This is a genomic window from Vibrio sp. CCB-PB317 (assembly GCF_022808245.1).
Classification (GTDB): domain Bacteria; phylum Pseudomonadota; class Gammaproteobacteria; order Enterobacterales; family Vibrionaceae; genus Vibrio; species Vibrio diabolicus.
This window is the reverse complement of record NZ_JALGNU010000003.1, coordinates 614,502-630,036: the sequence shown is the minus strand read 5'-3', so window position 1 is coordinate 630,036 and position 15,535 is coordinate 614,502. Positions and strand designations below refer to the sequence as shown.

Here is a 15,535-nt window from a genome sequence, read left to right as displayed (position 1 = left end):
ATGCGTAATTAATTTGATAAGAGCACTTATCTCACCAGTTATATTACGCCAACTGGACTACAGAAGAATCAGTTAAAAGTTTAAAAAACGAACATTTGCGAAGAATTGTTAAAAAAAGCGTCGCTTTTTTTTGACTTTAAACAAGTTAAGTCCGATTATCACTTGCAGATGTTTACTGGATTCTGTAATTTTACTACCAGTTATCTTTAATCAGAAATTAAGTTGTGGAGCAACTATAATGACTATCAAAGTAGGTATTAACGGTTTTGGCCGTATCGGTCGTTTCGTATTCCGTGCAGCGCAAGAGCGTGCTGACATCGAAGTTGTAGGTATCAACGACCTTATCGACGTAGATTACATGGCATACATGCTTAAGTACGACTCAACTCATGGCCGTTTCAACGGTACTGTTGAAGTTGAAGGCGGTAACCTAATCGTTAACGGTAAAACTGTACGTGTTACTGCAGAGCGCAACCCAGCGGACCTTAAGTGGGACGAAATCGGTGTTGACGTTGTTGCAGAAGCAACTGGTCTTTTCCTAACAGACGAGACTGCACGTAAGCACATCGAAGCTGGCGCGAAGAAAGTTGTTCTAACTGGTCCTTCAAAAGACGCTACTCCAATGTTCGTAATGGGCGTTAACCACGCTACTTACGCTGGTCAAGACATCGTTTCTAACGCTTCTTGTACTACTAACTGTCTAGCGCCTATCGCTAAAGTTCTTAACGACAAGTTCGGTATCGAATCTGGTCTTATGACTACAGTTCACGCTACTACAGCAACTCAAAAAACTGTAGACGGTCCTTCTGCTAAAGACTGGCGCGGTGGTCGTGGTGCTTCTCAAAACATCATCCCATCTTCAACTGGTGCTGCTAAAGCTGTAGGCGTTGTTCTTCCAGAACTAAACGGCAAACTAACTGGTATGGCTTTCCGCGTACCAACAGCTAACGTTTCTGTAGTTGACCTAACAGTTAACCTAAAAGAAGGCGCATCTTACGAAGCTATCTGTGCAGCAATGAAAGAAGCTTCTGAAGGCGAGCTAAAAGGTGTTCTAGGTTACACTGAAGATGCAGTAGTATCTCAAGACTTCATCGGTGAAGTTCAAACTTCTGTATTCGATGCTAAAGCTGGTATCGCTCTAACTGATAACTTCGTTAAAGTTGTATCTTGGTACGACAACGAAATCGGTTACTCAAACAAAGTTCTAGACCTAATCGCTCACATCTCTAAGTAATTAGATAGTTAGCAATTAGCGAATAACTTCGTTAAAGAAAAGGCGGCTCTAGAGTCGCCTTTTTTGTATCTGGAATTTGAGAGAATACCTCGGCGCTGTTGCATTGTATTTGCGACGGATGTCGAAACCCTACTTTCCCCAATGATAGGAAACAGCACATGGATTTAAAAACTCTCCCAGCTCTAACCGTGTTATCTGATAACGTTACTGTCGTTGAAATTGATCAGGTCAAAGTAGTACGTGTTATTCATGAGAAAGCGACAGCAGGCATCTCCTTACATGGTGGTCACGTTGTTTCGTTCACTCCTGCTGGTCATGAAGATTTGATTTGGATGAGCGAGAAGGCAATTTTCGACGGGAAAAAAGCTCTGCGAGGCGGCATTCCCGTTTGCTGGCCATGGTTTGGGCGTATTGCAGCACCGGCTCATGGTTTCGCACGTACTGCTGAATGGGAGCTGGTTGAACATCGCGAGAACGACAACGGCGTGATCGTCGAACTTGCTCTCTTCCCAACTGAAGAAACTCACGACATCTGGCCACATATGTTTGATGCTCGTCTTGTTGTAGAAATCAGCGACGAGCTAAAGGTGACATTGAAAGTCACCAACATTGATGATGCAGAGTGGACATTCTCAGGTGCACTACACACATATCTAAACGTTGGTGATATCAAACAAACACAAACAACAGGTATGGGGCCTGAGTACATCGACAGCTTAAAAGAAGGTGAAATCTGCCAAGGTGGTGACGTCCTTCAACTAACTGATACGATTGACCGTGTTTACACTCAGCCAGAAGCGAAAATTTTGGTAAAAGATCCGGAACTGAATCGTACATTAAGCGTGGAAAACCATGGTCATAACTCCGCGGTACTTTGGAACCCTTGGGCAGAAGGTGCACAAGGTATGGCTGATATGGCTGACGATGGTTACCAAACCATGCTCTGTGTTGAATCTACTGTTCACGCTCCAAGTATCGAGCAAGGTAAAACGCTCCAGCCAGGTGAGACTCATGAACTTGTCACTGTAATTTCAGTGCAGTAGTTATAACCAGATCAAAGGTCGGGAATACCCGACCTTTTTTGTAATAAAAGCCCCACCTAGATGGTCCTCTCTCAACTAACTTATTGGTTATCAGTCACTTTTGACTATTTCATTAATAAATATCAAAAAATTCGATCATATAAACCGATAGCATGCCGATACAAAACTCATAAATAATAAAAATATCAGGAACTGATCTATGTTAGAGAGATACCGAAATCAAAGTGTCGGATTCCAGTTAAAGCTGGTTATCACTTTGTGTCTATTCATTGCTTTCAGCAGTATTGCTGCGCTTGTTTACCGTAACGCTTCCGATGTTCTATTGGAAAGCACCCTTAAAGAGCACCAATCTAAAGTAGAGTCGATGGCTAAAACCATTGCTGGCCAATTCGATGCTTATCTGCATACCGCTAAAGTGCTCGAGTCCACTTTTCGTAATGGCTACCTTGCCGGTGTTTATGTCGAAAACTATACGGTTGATTTCATGGGGCATGAAATACCAAACATCACTCAATACAGTGAAAGCTTAATTAACGACACAAAGCTGGTCGATAGCTTCACACGTGATACCGGTGCTATCGCGACTTTATTCGCGCCTTTGGGAGATGACTTTATCCGTGTATCTACCTCACTAAAAGATCCACAAGGTCAACGAGCAGTGGGAACCACACTAGGTCTCGACCACCCAGGTTATCAGCAACTAAAAGCTGGTCAGCCATATTACGCTCAAATAAAGTTGTACGGCGAACGCTACATTACCTATTACTCTCCAATTAAAGATGCTACAGGAAAAGTTGCAGGGTTATCGTTTATTGGTTTGCCCGTAGATCAAGCAACACAAACGCTATTCGATGCGCTAGAGGAGATTAAATGGGGCGATACTGGCTATACCATCATTGTCGACAACGACGACAACAATCTTGGTAAGTACCTACTCCATCCGACTAAAAGTGCAACCGACCCTTCAATCACAGAAGTTCGTGACTACGAGGGTAATAAGCCTTTCCATAAAATTTTTGAACAAAAGAGCGGATTAATTCTCTACCCTTACCAATTCGGCTCAACAGTCGGCGAAAAGTACTTAGTGTTTACCGAAGTACCAGGCTGGAACTGGAAACTACTGGGTGGTACGTTCATCAAAGAAGTGACCAAAGGCAGTGATACACTACTCAAACTTATCGCCATCATTTCTTCGGTAGCAGCAATCATTACTTTTGTTGTACTGACACTTTTCTTGAATCGCAGCTTAAAACCTCTGACCGTTCTAAACTCCTATATGACTCGCTTGGCGGGAGGCGAGGTCAGCTTGAACGTCCCATCGTCTCGTAAGGCATCAAAAAATGAAATTACGAACCTGAATACGGGTGTCGCCAGTATGGCAAGTCAACTCAATGAACTTGTTGGTAAGATCCGTTCCACAAGCGACTTAGTAGAGAGCAACTCCAACAGCGTTGCCAATGATGCCCATAGCAATTTAACCCAAGCTGACCGCCAACAAGAAGAAGTAGAACAAGTGGTAACAGCTATCGAAGAGATGGCCTCTTCTGCTCAATCGGTTGCCCAACAAGTCGAAAGTATTGCGGAAAACGTACGCTCAGCGAATACCGATAGTCAATCTGGTCTCGCGATTGTGGAAGGCGTATGTATCGATGTTGCTCAACTTAACGATCAGTTGGATCAATCAGCAGCGGCTATCGAGCAAGTCAATCGCGATAGTGAGAGTATTCAAACCGTCACGAAGATGATTGATGAGATTGCAGAGCAAACCAACCTACTTGCGTTGAATGCAGCCATTGAAGCCGCACGAGCAGGTGAGCAAGGTCGTGGCTTCGCAGTTGTAGCAGATGAAGTGCGCACACTTGCGCACCGTACACAAAGCTCAGTTCAGGATGTAGTTGAAATTATTGAGAAGCTAAAAGGCTCTACTCATAATGCAGTTAATATGATGACTGACAGCCAACGCAGTGCCAATCAGGTCTTAGACAAAGCACAAGACGCGGGTACAGCATTAGAAGCTATTGCAGTACAAGTCCAGTCGATAGCGTCTCAAGCCGACGCCATTGCTGCGACCTCAGAAGAGCAAGCGCAAGTATCCCAAGAAATTGCTGCAAATGCCCATTCTATCAGTGAGCTAAACCGAGAAAGCCGCGACACCAGCGCGAAAACCTCGCAAAGTGCCATTGAACTGCAACAACAAGCTCGGAACTTGAAAGAGCAAGTCGACTTCTTCCACTAATACTGAATATGAGCCGATTCCATCGGCTCTTTTTGTTTCACTTGAGACCACGCTTTTTGATAGAATTTGCCGCCCTACTTTCTGTTCGAGATCGTCATGAACTATCAATGCCCTTTATGCCACCAAGCTCTAGCGTTAAATGAAAAAACGTTTAAGTGCGAAAACAATCATCAGTTTGACTTAGCAAAAGAAGGCTACGTTAACTTGATGCCAGCGCACCACAAACGTTCTAAAGATCCTGGTGACAATAAAGAGATGATGCAAGCTCGTCGTCGATTCCTTGAGGGGAATTACTACAACCCAATGCGCCAAGAGGTTGCGCAGCTGTGTGCGAAATACACAGAGGGAACCGATCATCAATTATTAGATATTGGTTGCGGCGAGGGTTACTACACGGGTCAAGTGCAGAAAACGATACAAACGCAAACGGACGATGCGACGATATATGGATTGGACATTTCAAAAGTTGCGATTCGTTATGCGGCGAAGCGCTACACACAGTGTCACTTTAGCGTCGCTTCTAGCCATCGGCTTCCTTTCGCGAATGAATCCTTAGATGCTATTTTGCGCATTTATGCCCCTTGCAAGGCAGAAGAGCTTCAGCGCGTTGTAAAAGAGAACGGTGTGGTCATCACGGTGACACCTGCAAGCCGTCACTTATATCAACTACGTGAACGCATTTATCAAGATGTTCGTCTTCACAGTGAAGAGCCAGAACATATTGAAGGATATGAATTAGAGCATCAACAACATCTTAACTATGTTATGAATTTGAAGGACGGGGCCGCATTCGATTTATTGCAAATGACGCCATTCGCATGGAAAGCAACCGATGCACTTCGTGAAGAGTTGAAGTCCGCTACACTCTATCAATGTGAGGCTGATTTTATGCTACGCGTATATCGCAAAAAGTCCACTCAGTAATAATAGTGGCAGGCAACAAACGCAAATAGTTATCATTTATATTGATTCATTGCTCAGCCTCCATTAATATCATCCGGACATTTTTGGAGGCTTTTCAATGCGCTTTTCTATTTTAAGCTTGCTCTTTGCTGGCTTACTTACTGGTTGTTCTTCTGTTCCATCAACCAACTCTCACCCTACCTCTGCGGAAGTCACTACTTTTTACGACTACCAACTTTACACCCCTTCTGGCGAGCACATCGCTCTAAGCGAACTACCAAAAGAGCTGCAACAAGCAGATGTCATTCTTATTGGTGAATGGCACACACATGCTGGCGTTCATCGCTTTCAAACCGATATGCTCAAACAACTTTCATCTTATGGCCGCCCACTCGCGTTATCAATGGAACAATTTACCCGCGACAAACAACCTGTTGTTGACGCTTACCTGCGTGGGGAAATCGGTGAACAGTACTTGATGAAACAAGCCAATGCTTGGCCCAATTATGAGAGCGACTATCGCCCTCTCGTTGAGTTTGCTAAGCAGAAAAATCTCCCGGTGATTGCAGCGAATGCACCAAAGGGCATTGTCCGATGTATTGGTCGTCAGGGGATAGACTACGTTAACAAGCTCGATGATGAGCAGCGAACGTTTATTGCACAAGCCATCAACACTGGTAGTAGTCCGTACAAAGAAAAGTTCATGGCATCCATGCATCACGGTAAGCCAGATCAGACGGAAAAACAGTTTGCAGCTCAAGTTACTTGGGATGAAACTATGGCGGAATCTATCGTTAGCTACCTAGACGACAACCCAGGCGCTCAGGTTGTCCATGTTGCGGGCAAGTTTCACACCGAGCAAGGGTTGGGTACGGCAGCATCAATCTTAAGCCGCAACCCGAGCTTAAAAGTGGTTGTAATTAGCCCAACAGATAATGTGCTTGCTGATCATACTGATTATCAGTTAGAGGTTCTTGCACCACCAGTACGGTATGTACAAGATGCTCACCGCATGGCGGCATATCAACACCTCACTAAGCGCAATAGCGATCTTCAATGTAAGTAGCTGGTCTCCAATTTAAGTTACTACCTTGTCGTTGCGTTGCATCATCACACTGCTCCGAGTTCATAGAGTGACAACGGTCTGCTTACTGCTGGTCTATTTTTTGCTAATGATCACGAATAGAAACCAGAAGCGGCAAAAGCAGACCTATTTTTATCCAAATAGCTTCAGAAATAGACTTTGCCGCCGATAGTAATATAACTGCTTTTTACCGCACTCAGTGACCGAGTGTCGATGTTCCAAGGAGTATTCGATGAATCCAGTAGGAAGCACTTCTGTTAATAACTATGCCAAACAATCTGTCGCCTCTAAGCAAACAAGTATTGCACAAGAGGAAGGCAACGCTTCGCCGCTAAAAGTCGAACACAATAAGGTGACACTGTCCACGGAGGGCAAAGCGCTCCTCGCCGCTCTGCAGCAAATCGAACACGACAGTAAGAGAGTAGAAGCAGAAGATAAATCTGTTGGTGAAAAAGTGGAGTCCTTTACACATGGCGCACTTGGCATGGCTCACCCTGACAAAATCGAGGAAGAAGAAGACGGCTCATACTCTGCGGGTCAATACCTTTCTGCGGCCCTCACTGTCGGTGGCATCATATTAGCGTTGGTCTAATAATCGTTACGACAATAAATCCTATTTGAATAAATCACTAACTGCAGCCCATAATTTGATACGTCAAAGAACGATATGTCGTAAACGTAGGTTATATACTCCTCAATTCGACCGCTCTTATGACCTTAAAACGCATACTCGTTTATTGCTCCCTAAACTAGGTTTCTTGTGAAGGCACTGAATGGATAACTTTAGTCCATGCTTTCAACTCCTAAGCGTAATCCAAGCCCACGTTTGTGGGCTTTCTTCTTTCTAAATTCACAAACGTTAGAGGTTGATTCACTTTTTCTACAAACCCAAGCAAAGACGACAATTTAGTTAAACTTTTATTACCGACACAAAATCGTCATAAATCATTGTTTTAATGCCAGCGCTTTTAATAAACAAGGAAAATATAATGAAGCGCTTAGTATCTCCAATCGTTACCGCAGTGGCAGCATCAACCCTCTCTTTTAATGCACTCTCGGCCGAAATCAAAAACGTTATTTTGATGATCGGCGATGGCATGGGGCCTCAACAAGTTGGTCTACTAGAGACCTACGCCAAACACGCACCTAACTCGATTTACCAAGGCGAAACTACCGCTTTGTATAAACTCGCTCAAGAAGGTGTGATTGGATCATCACTGACTAATCCAGAAGACGCGATTGTCGTCGACTCTGCGTGCTCCGCAACGATGCTAGCAACAGGAATACCTACCGCTTCTGAAGTCATTGGCATTGATAGCCAAGGCAACCACGTTGAAACCATTTTGGAAAAAGCCAAAAGCAAAGGTAAGGCTACGGGTCTCGTCTCTGATACACGTATGACTCATGCAACGCCAGCCGCATTTGCCGCTCATCAACCACACCGTTCTCTAGAAAACAGTATTGCGGCGGACATGCTAGAAACTGGCGTTGACGTGATGATGTCTGGCGGACTTCGTCATTGGATTCCAAAGTCGACAAACGACAAGGGAGAGACATACGAGCAACTTGAAAAGCTCACTGAAGGTAATGTCTACCTAAAGTCGAAACGTAAAGATGAGCGCAACTTGCTTACTGAGGCGCAAGACCAAGGTTACAACCTGGCTTTCAGCCGCGATATGCTCACACAAGCTAAAGGTGACAAATTACTTGGACTTTTTGCTTACTCGGGCATGAACGATGGTATTGCCTACAGTCAAAGCAAAAACGATCCAAAACGTACGCAGCCATCACTGAAAGAAATGACCACCAAAGCGATCGACATCCTTTCAAAAGACAAAGACGGCTTTTTCTTAATGGTTGAAGGCGGTCAAATTGACTGGGCTGGCCACAGTAACGATGCGGGTACGATGCTGCATGAAATGATCAAATTCGACGAAGCGGTAGACTCGGTTTATGAGTGGGCAAAAGGCCGTGATGACACACTGATCATTGTTACCGCTGACCACGAGACCGGTTCTTTCGGCTTTAGTTACTCATCAGCAAACTTGCCTAAACCGCAAAAACGCGACGGCGAAGCATTCAAAAATCAAGATTACGCGCCAAACTTCAACTTTGGTCAGTTCGAGATCCTTGATGGTTTATACAACCAAAAGAAAAGTTACTACGGCATGATCAGCGAATTCCAAGCGCTTGATAAGAAAGAGCAAACCCCAACGAAGTTTGCAGAAGTCGTGAACGCAAATAGCGATTTTTCGATTACGCCTGAGCAAGCTGAACGCGTATTAGCAAGTAAACCAAATCCATACCGACTCGCTGGACACAAATACTTAAGCGAAGAGAACGTTCCTACAATCAATGACTTTGATACGTTCTTTCCTTACAACGACCGTGGCAACTTGCTAGCGCGTGAGCATGCAACAAAGCAAAACACAGTATGGGGAACGGGTACTCATACGCATACCCCAGTCAACGTATTTGCTTGGGGACCGGCAGAAACTATCCTTCCGGTATCAAAAATCATGCACCACTCTCAGTTAGGCGAGTACTTAAAGCAACAAATCAAATAATCGGCTTGCACTTACTTCACGACTCGTGATGTTCAAACGCTCTCGTAAGGGAGCGTTTTTTTATGCATGAAAATAGTTGACGTTTTAAACAATAAACCTCAATAATTATAGGTCTTTGATTATATGAATGAAGAAAATGTGCGAAATATTTGCTAAGCAGCCCCAAGACAACTATCAGTTCATCACCCGCTCTATCCGTATTGATGGTCACGCCACAAGTGTAAAACTTGAAGCGAGCTTTTGGACGATTCTTGAGGAAATTGCTAACGCTCAAAACATGACTGTTCCTAAGTTTATTAGTACGGTCTATCAAGAAGCGCTCGAATACAATGGTGAAGTAAACAACTTTGCCTCCCTACTCCGCTGCGCCTGTCTCACTTACGCTCGCCAGCCTAAAGAGACGATTCGTCAAGCACTGACACAACTAAACACTTAATAACAACCAACCTCTGACCAACCTACCAATAACCCTCATAGGCTATGCAACAGAGTTGTAAGCCATTGAGCATGTTCTAATTTGTCGTACTAGAGTACTACCCAGACTCCTTTTGAACTCGCTAACCTATGCGGACTATCAAGGAGTACCCATGACAAAAATGATTCACACCATGATCCGAGTCTGCGATCTGGACCGTTCTCTACAATTTTACCGCGACGTACTTGAGCTAGAAATCAAAGACCAATACATCTTTGATGGTTTTTCTCTGACCTATCTAGCCAACGAAGAAACTGGCTTTGAATTAGAGCTAACACACAATCACGATCAAACTGAGCCTTACACTCACGGCTCAGGCTACGGTCACCTTGCTGTCAGCGTAGAGGACATCGAACAAACTCACAAGCGCATTAAATCTCTCGGTATTGAAGCGGGTGACATCAAAGCCTTTGATCACCAACAAAAACATTTGGCAACGTTCTTTTTTGTGACTGATCCTGATGGTTACAAAATTGAGTTTTTACAACGCCAAGGGCGTTACCTATAACAAAAAGAGTAAACATCATGATTCACTTGACTGCTACCTTTCACGCACAACCGGGAAAAGAACAGGAACTGAAAGCAGTGCTCACCCGAGCACTTGAACCCACTCGCAATGAAGAAGGTTGTGTTCGTTATCAATTATTCCAAGATAAAGACAATGCGTGCCACTTCGTTTTTCAAGAGCAATTTAAAGACCAACAAGCGTTCGATCTTCATGGTAAAACAGAACACTTTGCTCTTTTGATTAGCCAAATCGACAACTTGTTAGAATGCGAACCGAAATTGGTGTTCTTTAACGAACTGTAAAAACACCGCTTAATGCAAATAAAAAGGCACTCTTTCTAGAGTGCCTTTTCGTACTGTTGTGGCTGTGATTACGCGTCTTGTTTCTCTACCATGTGCAAATGCACATCTTGTTGTGGGAAAGGAATCGAAATGCCTTCTCGGTCAAAGCGCAGTTTCACTTCTTTTGTCACATCCCAATACACGTCCCAATAATCATCAGTTTTTACCCAAGGACGAACAATAAAGTCTACAGATGATGTGTTTAACGTATGCACTTTGATCATCGGCTCGGGTGTACGAAGTACTGCAGGGTGAGAAGTAATGATATCAGACAGCACTGACTCGGCTTTCAGCAAGTCATCCGCATAGCCAATGCCAAACACCATATCCACACGGCGAATGCGCTCGTGTGTGACGTTCTTAATCACATCTCCCCAAATTTTACTGTTAGGTACAATAATAATTTGGTTATCAAACGTACGGATTGTGGTGTTCACCAAACTCATATGGCTTACCTTACCATCCACACCACCAGCATACACAAAGTCACCAACATCAAATGGGCGATAAATAAGCAACATCATACCCGCCGCGAAATTGGACAAGGTGTCTTGTAAGGCGAAGCCGATAATCACACCGGCAATACCAAAACCGGTTAGGATCGGTGCTAGGTTCAATCCGAGCTGAGATAGGCCTACCATGATACCAATCACCCACACGAACTTGCCGGACATTGAGATAAAGAAATCCTGCATCAAGTGTGAGAGTTTTAAGTTTTTCGATGAAACCGCCTTGCTGACCACTTTGCGCGTTAACTTCGCGAGCCCACGAGCGATCAATAAAATCAACGCAAATACAAACAACTGGAAAATGTGCTGCGGCGCATTTTCGGCAAACCAGTCTAGTGCAGAGTTGGACCAATGGCTCAGTATTGACCACACTACTTTGGTATTCAGCAAGTCGTGGGTGATATTCCCTGTCACTTCGAAAATTTGGCGTTTGTATTCGGACGTTTCTAAACCGACTTTATCGCCAATCGAAATTAAATTGCGTAGGCTTTCTGTCGCAATATTCAGTCTTTGCTTGGTAATAAGCTGACTTAACTGCAGTGACGCTTTTTCCGATTCAGGGCTTGACGAAAGTTGAGAGCCGATGATCTCACTTTGCTGACTCAAGTACTCAATTGAGGCAGACAGCAAACGCATGCGTTTATCAACTTTATCCTTTAGTTCCGCTTCTGCGCGCTCATTTTGAGCCCCTAACTCTTTCAGCCAAGCAAGGTTTTGCCAACTTGAATCGAAGCTGACATCGAGGTAATGCTGTAACTCTCGGTAATCATTAACAAGAGCAAGCTTCTCTTCATCCTTGGCTTTATTTAAATCTTCAACGACTTTCTTTATTTTTTCCGACAGATAGTTCGTGGCGTCCTCAGAGTATTTTTCCTGCTTTTTAACCAAGGAGATCAATTTGTCGCGAGGGATAGTTTCACGTTCAATTGCTGATGCTAACTGACTTCTTAACTCTTCATTTTTTTGGAACAGCTGCAGTTGAAGCGCGTCGCGCTCATCACCACTCGCTTGCGAGAGACCTTGGGATAAATCCACAATTTCTCGATTCAAGTTATCAATAGAAGTTTCGGCAGCAGAGGGCTCTGGCGTATCCTGAATATCTTTCGCATTGATGACCATAGGGGCCATCATACCGAGGATAAGCGTGAATAATGCCACCCAAGATGTCAGGCGTATTTTCTGGGGGAAATGAAACGTCATGTTTACCTCTTAGGGAACAGTTCTGATCAAAACGACCAAGAATAGAAGTGTAAAGCCTTGAAATTATATACCTAAGTTTACAACACTAAATAATAAACTGAGCAGCATTTCGTTAGTTGGGCGTCAAAGTTGAGAAACCCAATAACAAACAAGCCTTTCATTATTAGATGAAAGGCTTGTGTACATTTAACTAGGGCGATTGGGGTGATTCAGAATGTGGTCTTCCCAATCCACTACATCAATCTCGTATACCACTTTATTGCGGACACTTTCGCCCGCCGCGTGCATCGCAGATTTCGAGCCCGTAATCAACGGATGCCATTCTGGTAAAGGCTGTTTTTCAGCCAACAGGCGGTAAGCGCACGTATGCGGCAGCCAAGTAAAATCGTCAATGTCTTCGCGCGTCAGCTTGGTGCACTCTTCACCCGAAGTAAAACGATTTGGGTAATCCTTACAAGAACACGTTTTGCTATTTAACCAGCTACAGGCCACATTGGTATAATAGATTTCGTCGGTATCTTCGTCCATTAGCTTATGCAGGCAACATTTACCACAACCATCACAGAGAGATTCCCATTCCTCTTCTGTCATCTGCTCTAACGATTTACTTTGCCAAAATGGAGTGCTCATACTTCAGGTCTCACCAAGGGAATTTAGGGGGCGATTTATACCCCTCTCGACGCAAAAGTTCAAGTTTTGAGAAGATCTCGAATCATTCACACATAACAGTAGAGATATTCAACTACTTTCGCTTTACTGTTCTATCCTTAAACGAGTTTCCATTACACTCAATTAATCAAGAAGGCATTAAGGAGTTTTCATGGGTATTATTTCTTGGATTATTTTGGGCTTAATCGCCGGTGCACTCGCAAAATGGCTCATGCCAGGAAAAGATGGGGGTGGCTGGATTGCAACAATGCTACTCGGTATTGCCGGTGCCTTTGTCGGCGGCTTTCTTGGCGGTATTCTGGGTTTCGGCGGGGCAACTGGCGTAAATATCGGTAGCATCATCACCGCAACGCTAGGCGCATTTATTCTGCTGTTTGTTTACAACCGCTTCTTGAGATGATCACAACGGTTTAAAAGCCAAAAGGAGCACTCTATTGAGTGCTCCTTTTTATTTTTTCTTAGGCGACTCTTCCAATCTACGTCAAAATGACCATAATTGCCTCCTCAATTTTTAAGAGGTTTACATTATGGATTGTCGACTAGGATGCGGAGCTTGCTGTATTGCGCCAAGTATCTCTTCACCGATACCTGGAATGCGCAAGGGCAAACCAGCAGGTGTTCGTTGCGTACAACTCAACGATGATAATTTGTGTAAGCTGTTTGGTAAGCCTGAGCGCCCTAACGTTTGTCACGATTTTAAACCGTGTCCGGTTGTGTGTGGTAAAACCAACCAAGAAGCGCTCGACAACATCACTGAGCTAGAGCAACTTACTTAATCTATTCAGAGACCCCGTTTAGTCGTTACCAAGCTCTCGTAAGTACAAGTAGATGGTATCGCGCGAAATGCCAAGATGGTTTGCAACCATTAAAACAGCATCTTTGTATTTAAAAATGCCTAAGCCGTGCAGTCGCGTCACCAGTTCACGGTTACGTTTAGAAGGCGCAATGGCTTCATTTTCCCACACTTCTGTTTGCACGGTTTCTATCGTACTGATGATGGTTTCATCGATATTACGCGCAAACGTTTCTGGTGATCGAGCGCCACCAACACAACACTCGGTGTGTTGCTGAGGCAGCATTGCCTTTAAAAATGCCTGCATCGGTGCATCCATATCCACGTTGATACACAGCAAACCAATCGGTTTGTTTTTTGGATTTCTGACAATGGTCGTAATGGAGTGCAAGGTCTTTCCGTTCGACGTTTTCGTCAAGTACGAATCAGAAACGTCCTTGCCCTCTCTTAACTTCATTCTCGCTAAGTTGGTAATTGGGGCACCTTCACTGCGTTCCGTCACGTGCCCATTTGCGATTTTGATGATTTCCGGCGCTTCGGCATCTAAGCTGTGGAGAACCACTTCAGTGTGTTCACCATACATACGTGCAATGCCATCCACGACGTTTTTCATAGAGTTCAAAATATCGAGATCACTCTTGGTGAGTTTCTTTAGTAGCAATGTTACTTCCCTTAGCAAAAACTGGAGGTTAGGCCGACATAATATCGATAATAGATTTGTCAGTATACGGCATACCGAAACGAACCATTGAGCCAACATTTCTTATCGTTTGCTCAACTTCTTCGCCTACTATACCTTGATTCTTAACACTGTGGTTACCCATCGCCATCAAATATGAGCGCACCGCCGTTGTCGACGAAGTACACACTTTCATCGCACAAGAGGACTTCGCACCATCGCACACCATACCTGAACTGTCGCTGATGACGTTTTGAATGGCGTAGCATGATTGCTCGAATGTACCACCAGCTAAATACACCAGCGCCATAGATGCCGCCGCACTGGTAACAGTGTTGCCACAAAATGCGGATAACGGTGGGTAATAAGATTTGATGTAAATAGCCCCTAAATGACTCATGATCAACGCGCGAGCCAGCTGTTCTTCGTCGTTTTGAAATGCTTCTGCGGCAACTACAACTGGCATTGTAGCGGCAATACCTTGGTTCCCACTGCCGAAATTGCTCATGGCTGGCAACGTTGCCCCTCCCATGCGAGCATCAGACGCCGCTGATGTCATCATCTGTATACGACTCATTAAGTCATTGCCCAATAAGCCTTGCTCGATGTTGCCTTTTAGCGTGCGTCCAATTTCTAGGCCGTAACCTCGGTCGATACCCTCTTGAGCCAGCAAGGTATTAAGCTCTGCAGCTTGGAGAATGAATTTGATCTCTTCAAAAGGTGCTTGAGTGGCAAACTCATAGATTTGTTTGATCGAAATATCTACACCTTCACAAACGGAAGCGGTCGCAACGCGTTGCTGTGATGGGGCATCAAAAATCACGTCGCCATTACGCATGATCTGAAGAATGTTGGTGTGACCGCCACTGATCGTGACCGAAACAACATCGTCACCAGAGGAGAGCGTTACGTTGCAATAAATGAATTCTTGCGTATCCATGCGCGCTACGGTTACTCGCTCTTCATCTATCAATTTTTGCGCAGCAGCGACATCCTGCTCATTAATCCGAGCCAACACTTCCAGTTCTGCTGTTGGGTCACCGGCTAATGCACCAACTGAGGCGGCAATTTTGAGGCCTATCTTGCCCGTTCCGGGTACGAAAACACCCATCGAGTTTTTAAATAGGTTGTCTGAAACACGCACCTCTATCGCATCAATATCGGATGCGCCCAACTCTTTTCTAGCAACTGCTGCCGCGTACGCAGCAGCAATGGGTTCTGTACATCCTAATGCAGGTTTCACGACTTGCTTAATGATTTGGATATATTGTGTCCATTGCTGGTTCATGCTCTG

16 protein-coding genes are annotated in these 15,535 nt (G+C 44.4%); 12 read left to right on the top strand and 4 right to left on the bottom strand.

Annotated features, from left to right (window positions below):
* Positions 1-238 precede the first annotated feature (238 nt).
* The 10 genes from gap (at position 239) to MTR11_RS20045 (ending at position 10,352) form a co-directional block, all read left to right on the top strand.
* On the top strand, positions 239-1,234 hold the full coding sequence (gene gap, locus MTR11_RS20090) for a type I glyceraldehyde-3-phosphate dehydrogenase (protein WP_012841556.1): 996 nt from the start codon (positions 239-241) through the stop codon (positions 1,232-1,234).
* Between the two features lie 158 nt (positions 1,235-1,392).
* Complete coding sequence (locus MTR11_RS20085) at positions 1,393-2,277, top strand: D-hexose-6-phosphate mutarotase (protein ID WP_243328262.1); 885 nt, start codon at positions 1,393-1,395, stop codon at positions 2,275-2,277.
* Between the two features lie 199 nt (positions 2,278-2,476).
* Positions 2,477-4,513 (top strand): methyl-accepting chemotaxis protein, encoded by a 2,037-nt coding sequence (locus MTR11_RS20080; RefSeq protein WP_124008378.1) that lies wholly within the window; start codon positions 2,477-2,479, stop codon positions 4,511-4,513.
* Positions 4,514-4,609: 96 nt separating this feature from the next.
* Positions 4,610-5,437, top strand: coding sequence for a 23S rRNA (guanine(745)-N(1))-methyltransferase (gene rlmA, locus MTR11_RS20075; protein WP_243328261.1), 828 nt, complete (start codon positions 4,610-4,612; stop codon positions 5,435-5,437).
* Between the two features lie 97 nt (positions 5,438-5,534).
* The gene (locus MTR11_RS20070) at positions 5,535-6,482 is read left to right on the top strand and encodes a ChaN family lipoprotein (RefSeq protein WP_243328260.1); all 948 of its coding nucleotides are present in this window, start codon (positions 5,535-5,537) and stop codon (positions 6,480-6,482) included.
* A gap of 250 nt (positions 6,483-6,732) precedes the next feature.
* Entirely contained in the window at positions 6,733-7,092 is a 360-nt protein-coding gene (locus tag MTR11_RS20065; protein ID WP_243328259.1) for a hypothetical protein, read from the top strand.
* A gap of 397 nt (positions 7,093-7,489) precedes the next feature.
* Positions 7,490-9,067: an alkaline phosphatase gene (locus MTR11_RS20060; protein WP_243328258.1), complete on the top strand. Its 1,578-nt coding sequence runs from the start codon at positions 7,490-7,492 to the stop codon at positions 9,065-9,067.
* A gap of 136 nt (positions 9,068-9,203) precedes the next feature.
* On the top strand, positions 9,204-9,503 hold the full coding sequence (locus MTR11_RS20055; RefSeq protein ID WP_031780613.1) for a ribbon-helix-helix domain-containing protein: 300 nt from the start codon (positions 9,204-9,206) through the stop codon (positions 9,501-9,503).
* A gap of 151 nt (positions 9,504-9,654) precedes the next feature.
* The gene (locus tag MTR11_RS20050) at positions 9,655-10,050 is read left to right on the top strand and encodes a VOC family protein (RefSeq protein ID WP_054868006.1); all 396 of its coding nucleotides are present in this window, start codon (positions 9,655-9,657) and stop codon (positions 10,048-10,050) included.
* Positions 10,051-10,067: 17 nt separating this feature from the next.
* Positions 10,068-10,352 carry a putative quinol monooxygenase gene (locus tag MTR11_RS20045; protein WP_048625833.1) on the top strand — a complete coding sequence of 95 codons (285 nt, stop codon included), beginning with the start codon at positions 10,068-10,070 and terminating at the stop codon, positions 10,350-10,352.
* Between the two features lie 68 nt (positions 10,353-10,420).
* Here the strand turns inward: MTR11_RS20045 and MTR11_RS20040 are convergent, their stop codons facing one another.
* Together MTR11_RS20040 and MTR11_RS20035 are read right to left on the bottom strand one after the other, a co-directional pair.
* The gene (locus tag MTR11_RS20040) at positions 10,421-12,019 is read right to left on the bottom strand and encodes a mechanosensitive ion channel family protein (RefSeq protein WP_005397241.1); all 1,599 of its coding nucleotides are present in this window, start codon (positions 12,017-12,019) and stop codon (positions 10,421-10,423) included.
* A gap of 267 nt (positions 12,020-12,286) precedes the next feature.
* A complete protein-coding gene (locus MTR11_RS20035; RefSeq protein WP_109169778.1) occupies positions 12,287-12,730 on the bottom strand; it encodes a YcgN family cysteine cluster protein in 444 nt (147 codons plus the stop codon).
* Between the two features lie 190 nt (positions 12,731-12,920).
* Between MTR11_RS20035 and MTR11_RS20030 the strand changes: the two genes are divergently transcribed.
* Positions 12,921-13,169, top strand: a complete 249-nt coding sequence (locus MTR11_RS20030) for a GlsB/YeaQ/YmgE family stress response membrane protein (RefSeq protein WP_005397239.1) — start codon at positions 12,921-12,923, stop codon at positions 13,167-13,169.
* Positions 13,170-13,296: 127 nt separating this feature from the next.
* Complete coding sequence (locus MTR11_RS20025) at positions 13,297-13,545, top strand: YkgJ family cysteine cluster protein (RefSeq protein WP_243328257.1); 249 nt, start codon at positions 13,297-13,299, stop codon at positions 13,543-13,545.
* Between the two features lie 18 nt (positions 13,546-13,563).
* Here the strand turns inward: MTR11_RS20025 and MTR11_RS20020 are convergent, their stop codons facing one another.
* Both MTR11_RS20020 and MTR11_RS20015 read right to left on the bottom strand, forming a co-directional pair.
* Positions 13,564-14,223, bottom strand: coding sequence for a transcriptional regulator (locus tag MTR11_RS20020; protein WP_005397228.1), 660 nt, complete (start codon positions 14,221-14,223; stop codon positions 13,564-13,566).
* A gap of 28 nt (positions 14,224-14,251) precedes the next feature.
* The gene (locus MTR11_RS20015; RefSeq protein WP_182036915.1) at positions 14,252-15,529 is read right to left on the bottom strand and encodes a serine dehydratase subunit alpha family protein; all 1,278 of its coding nucleotides are present in this window, start codon (positions 15,527-15,529) and stop codon (positions 14,252-14,254) included.
* Between the last annotated feature and the right edge of the window lie 6 nt (positions 15,530-15,535).

Bases quoted from the DNA above. Each gene is read 5' to 3' on its own strand.
- gap (WP_012841556.1), top strand. From the start codon at position 239: ATGACTATCAAAGTAGGTATTAACGGTTTTGGCCGTATCGGTCGTTTC.
- MTR11_RS20085 (WP_243328262.1), top strand. From the start codon at position 1,393: ATGGATTTAAAAACTCTCCCAGCTCTAACCGTGTTATCTGATAACGTT.
- MTR11_RS20080 (WP_124008378.1), top strand. From the start codon at position 2,477: ATGTTAGAGAGATACCGAAATCAAAGTGTCGGATTCCAGTTAAAGCTG.
- rlmA (WP_243328261.1), top strand. From the start codon at position 4,610: ATGAACTATCAATGCCCTTTATGCCACCAAGCTCTAGCGTTAAATGAA.
- MTR11_RS20070 (WP_243328260.1), top strand. From the start codon at position 5,535: ATGCGCTTTTCTATTTTAAGCTTGCTCTTTGCTGGCTTACTTACTGGT.
- MTR11_RS20065 (WP_243328259.1), top strand. From the start codon at position 6,733: ATGAATCCAGTAGGAAGCACTTCTGTTAATAACTATGCCAAACAATCT.
- MTR11_RS20060 (WP_243328258.1), top strand. From the start codon at position 7,490: ATGAAGCGCTTAGTATCTCCAATCGTTACCGCAGTGGCAGCATCAACC.
- MTR11_RS20055 (WP_031780613.1), top strand. From the start codon at position 9,204: ATGTGCGAAATATTTGCTAAGCAGCCCCAAGACAACTATCAGTTCATC.
- MTR11_RS20050 (WP_054868006.1), top strand. From the start codon at position 9,655: ATGACAAAAATGATTCACACCATGATCCGAGTCTGCGATCTGGACCGT.
- MTR11_RS20045 (WP_048625833.1), top strand. From the start codon at position 10,068: ATGATTCACTTGACTGCTACCTTTCACGCACAACCGGGAAAAGAACAG.
- MTR11_RS20040 (WP_005397241.1), bottom strand. From the start codon at position 12,019: ATGGTCATCAATGCGAAAGATATTCAGGATACGCCAGAGCCCTCTGCT.
- MTR11_RS20035 (WP_109169778.1), bottom strand. From the start codon at position 12,730: ATGAGCACTCCATTTTGGCAAAGTAAATCGTTAGAGCAGATGACAGAA.
- MTR11_RS20030 (WP_005397239.1), top strand. From the start codon at position 12,921: ATGGGTATTATTTCTTGGATTATTTTGGGCTTAATCGCCGGTGCACTC.
- MTR11_RS20025 (WP_243328257.1), top strand. From the start codon at position 13,297: ATGGATTGTCGACTAGGATGCGGAGCTTGCTGTATTGCGCCAAGTATC.
- MTR11_RS20015 (WP_182036915.1), bottom strand. From the start codon at position 15,529: ATGAACCAGCAATGGACACAATATATCCAAATCATTAAGCAAGTCGTG.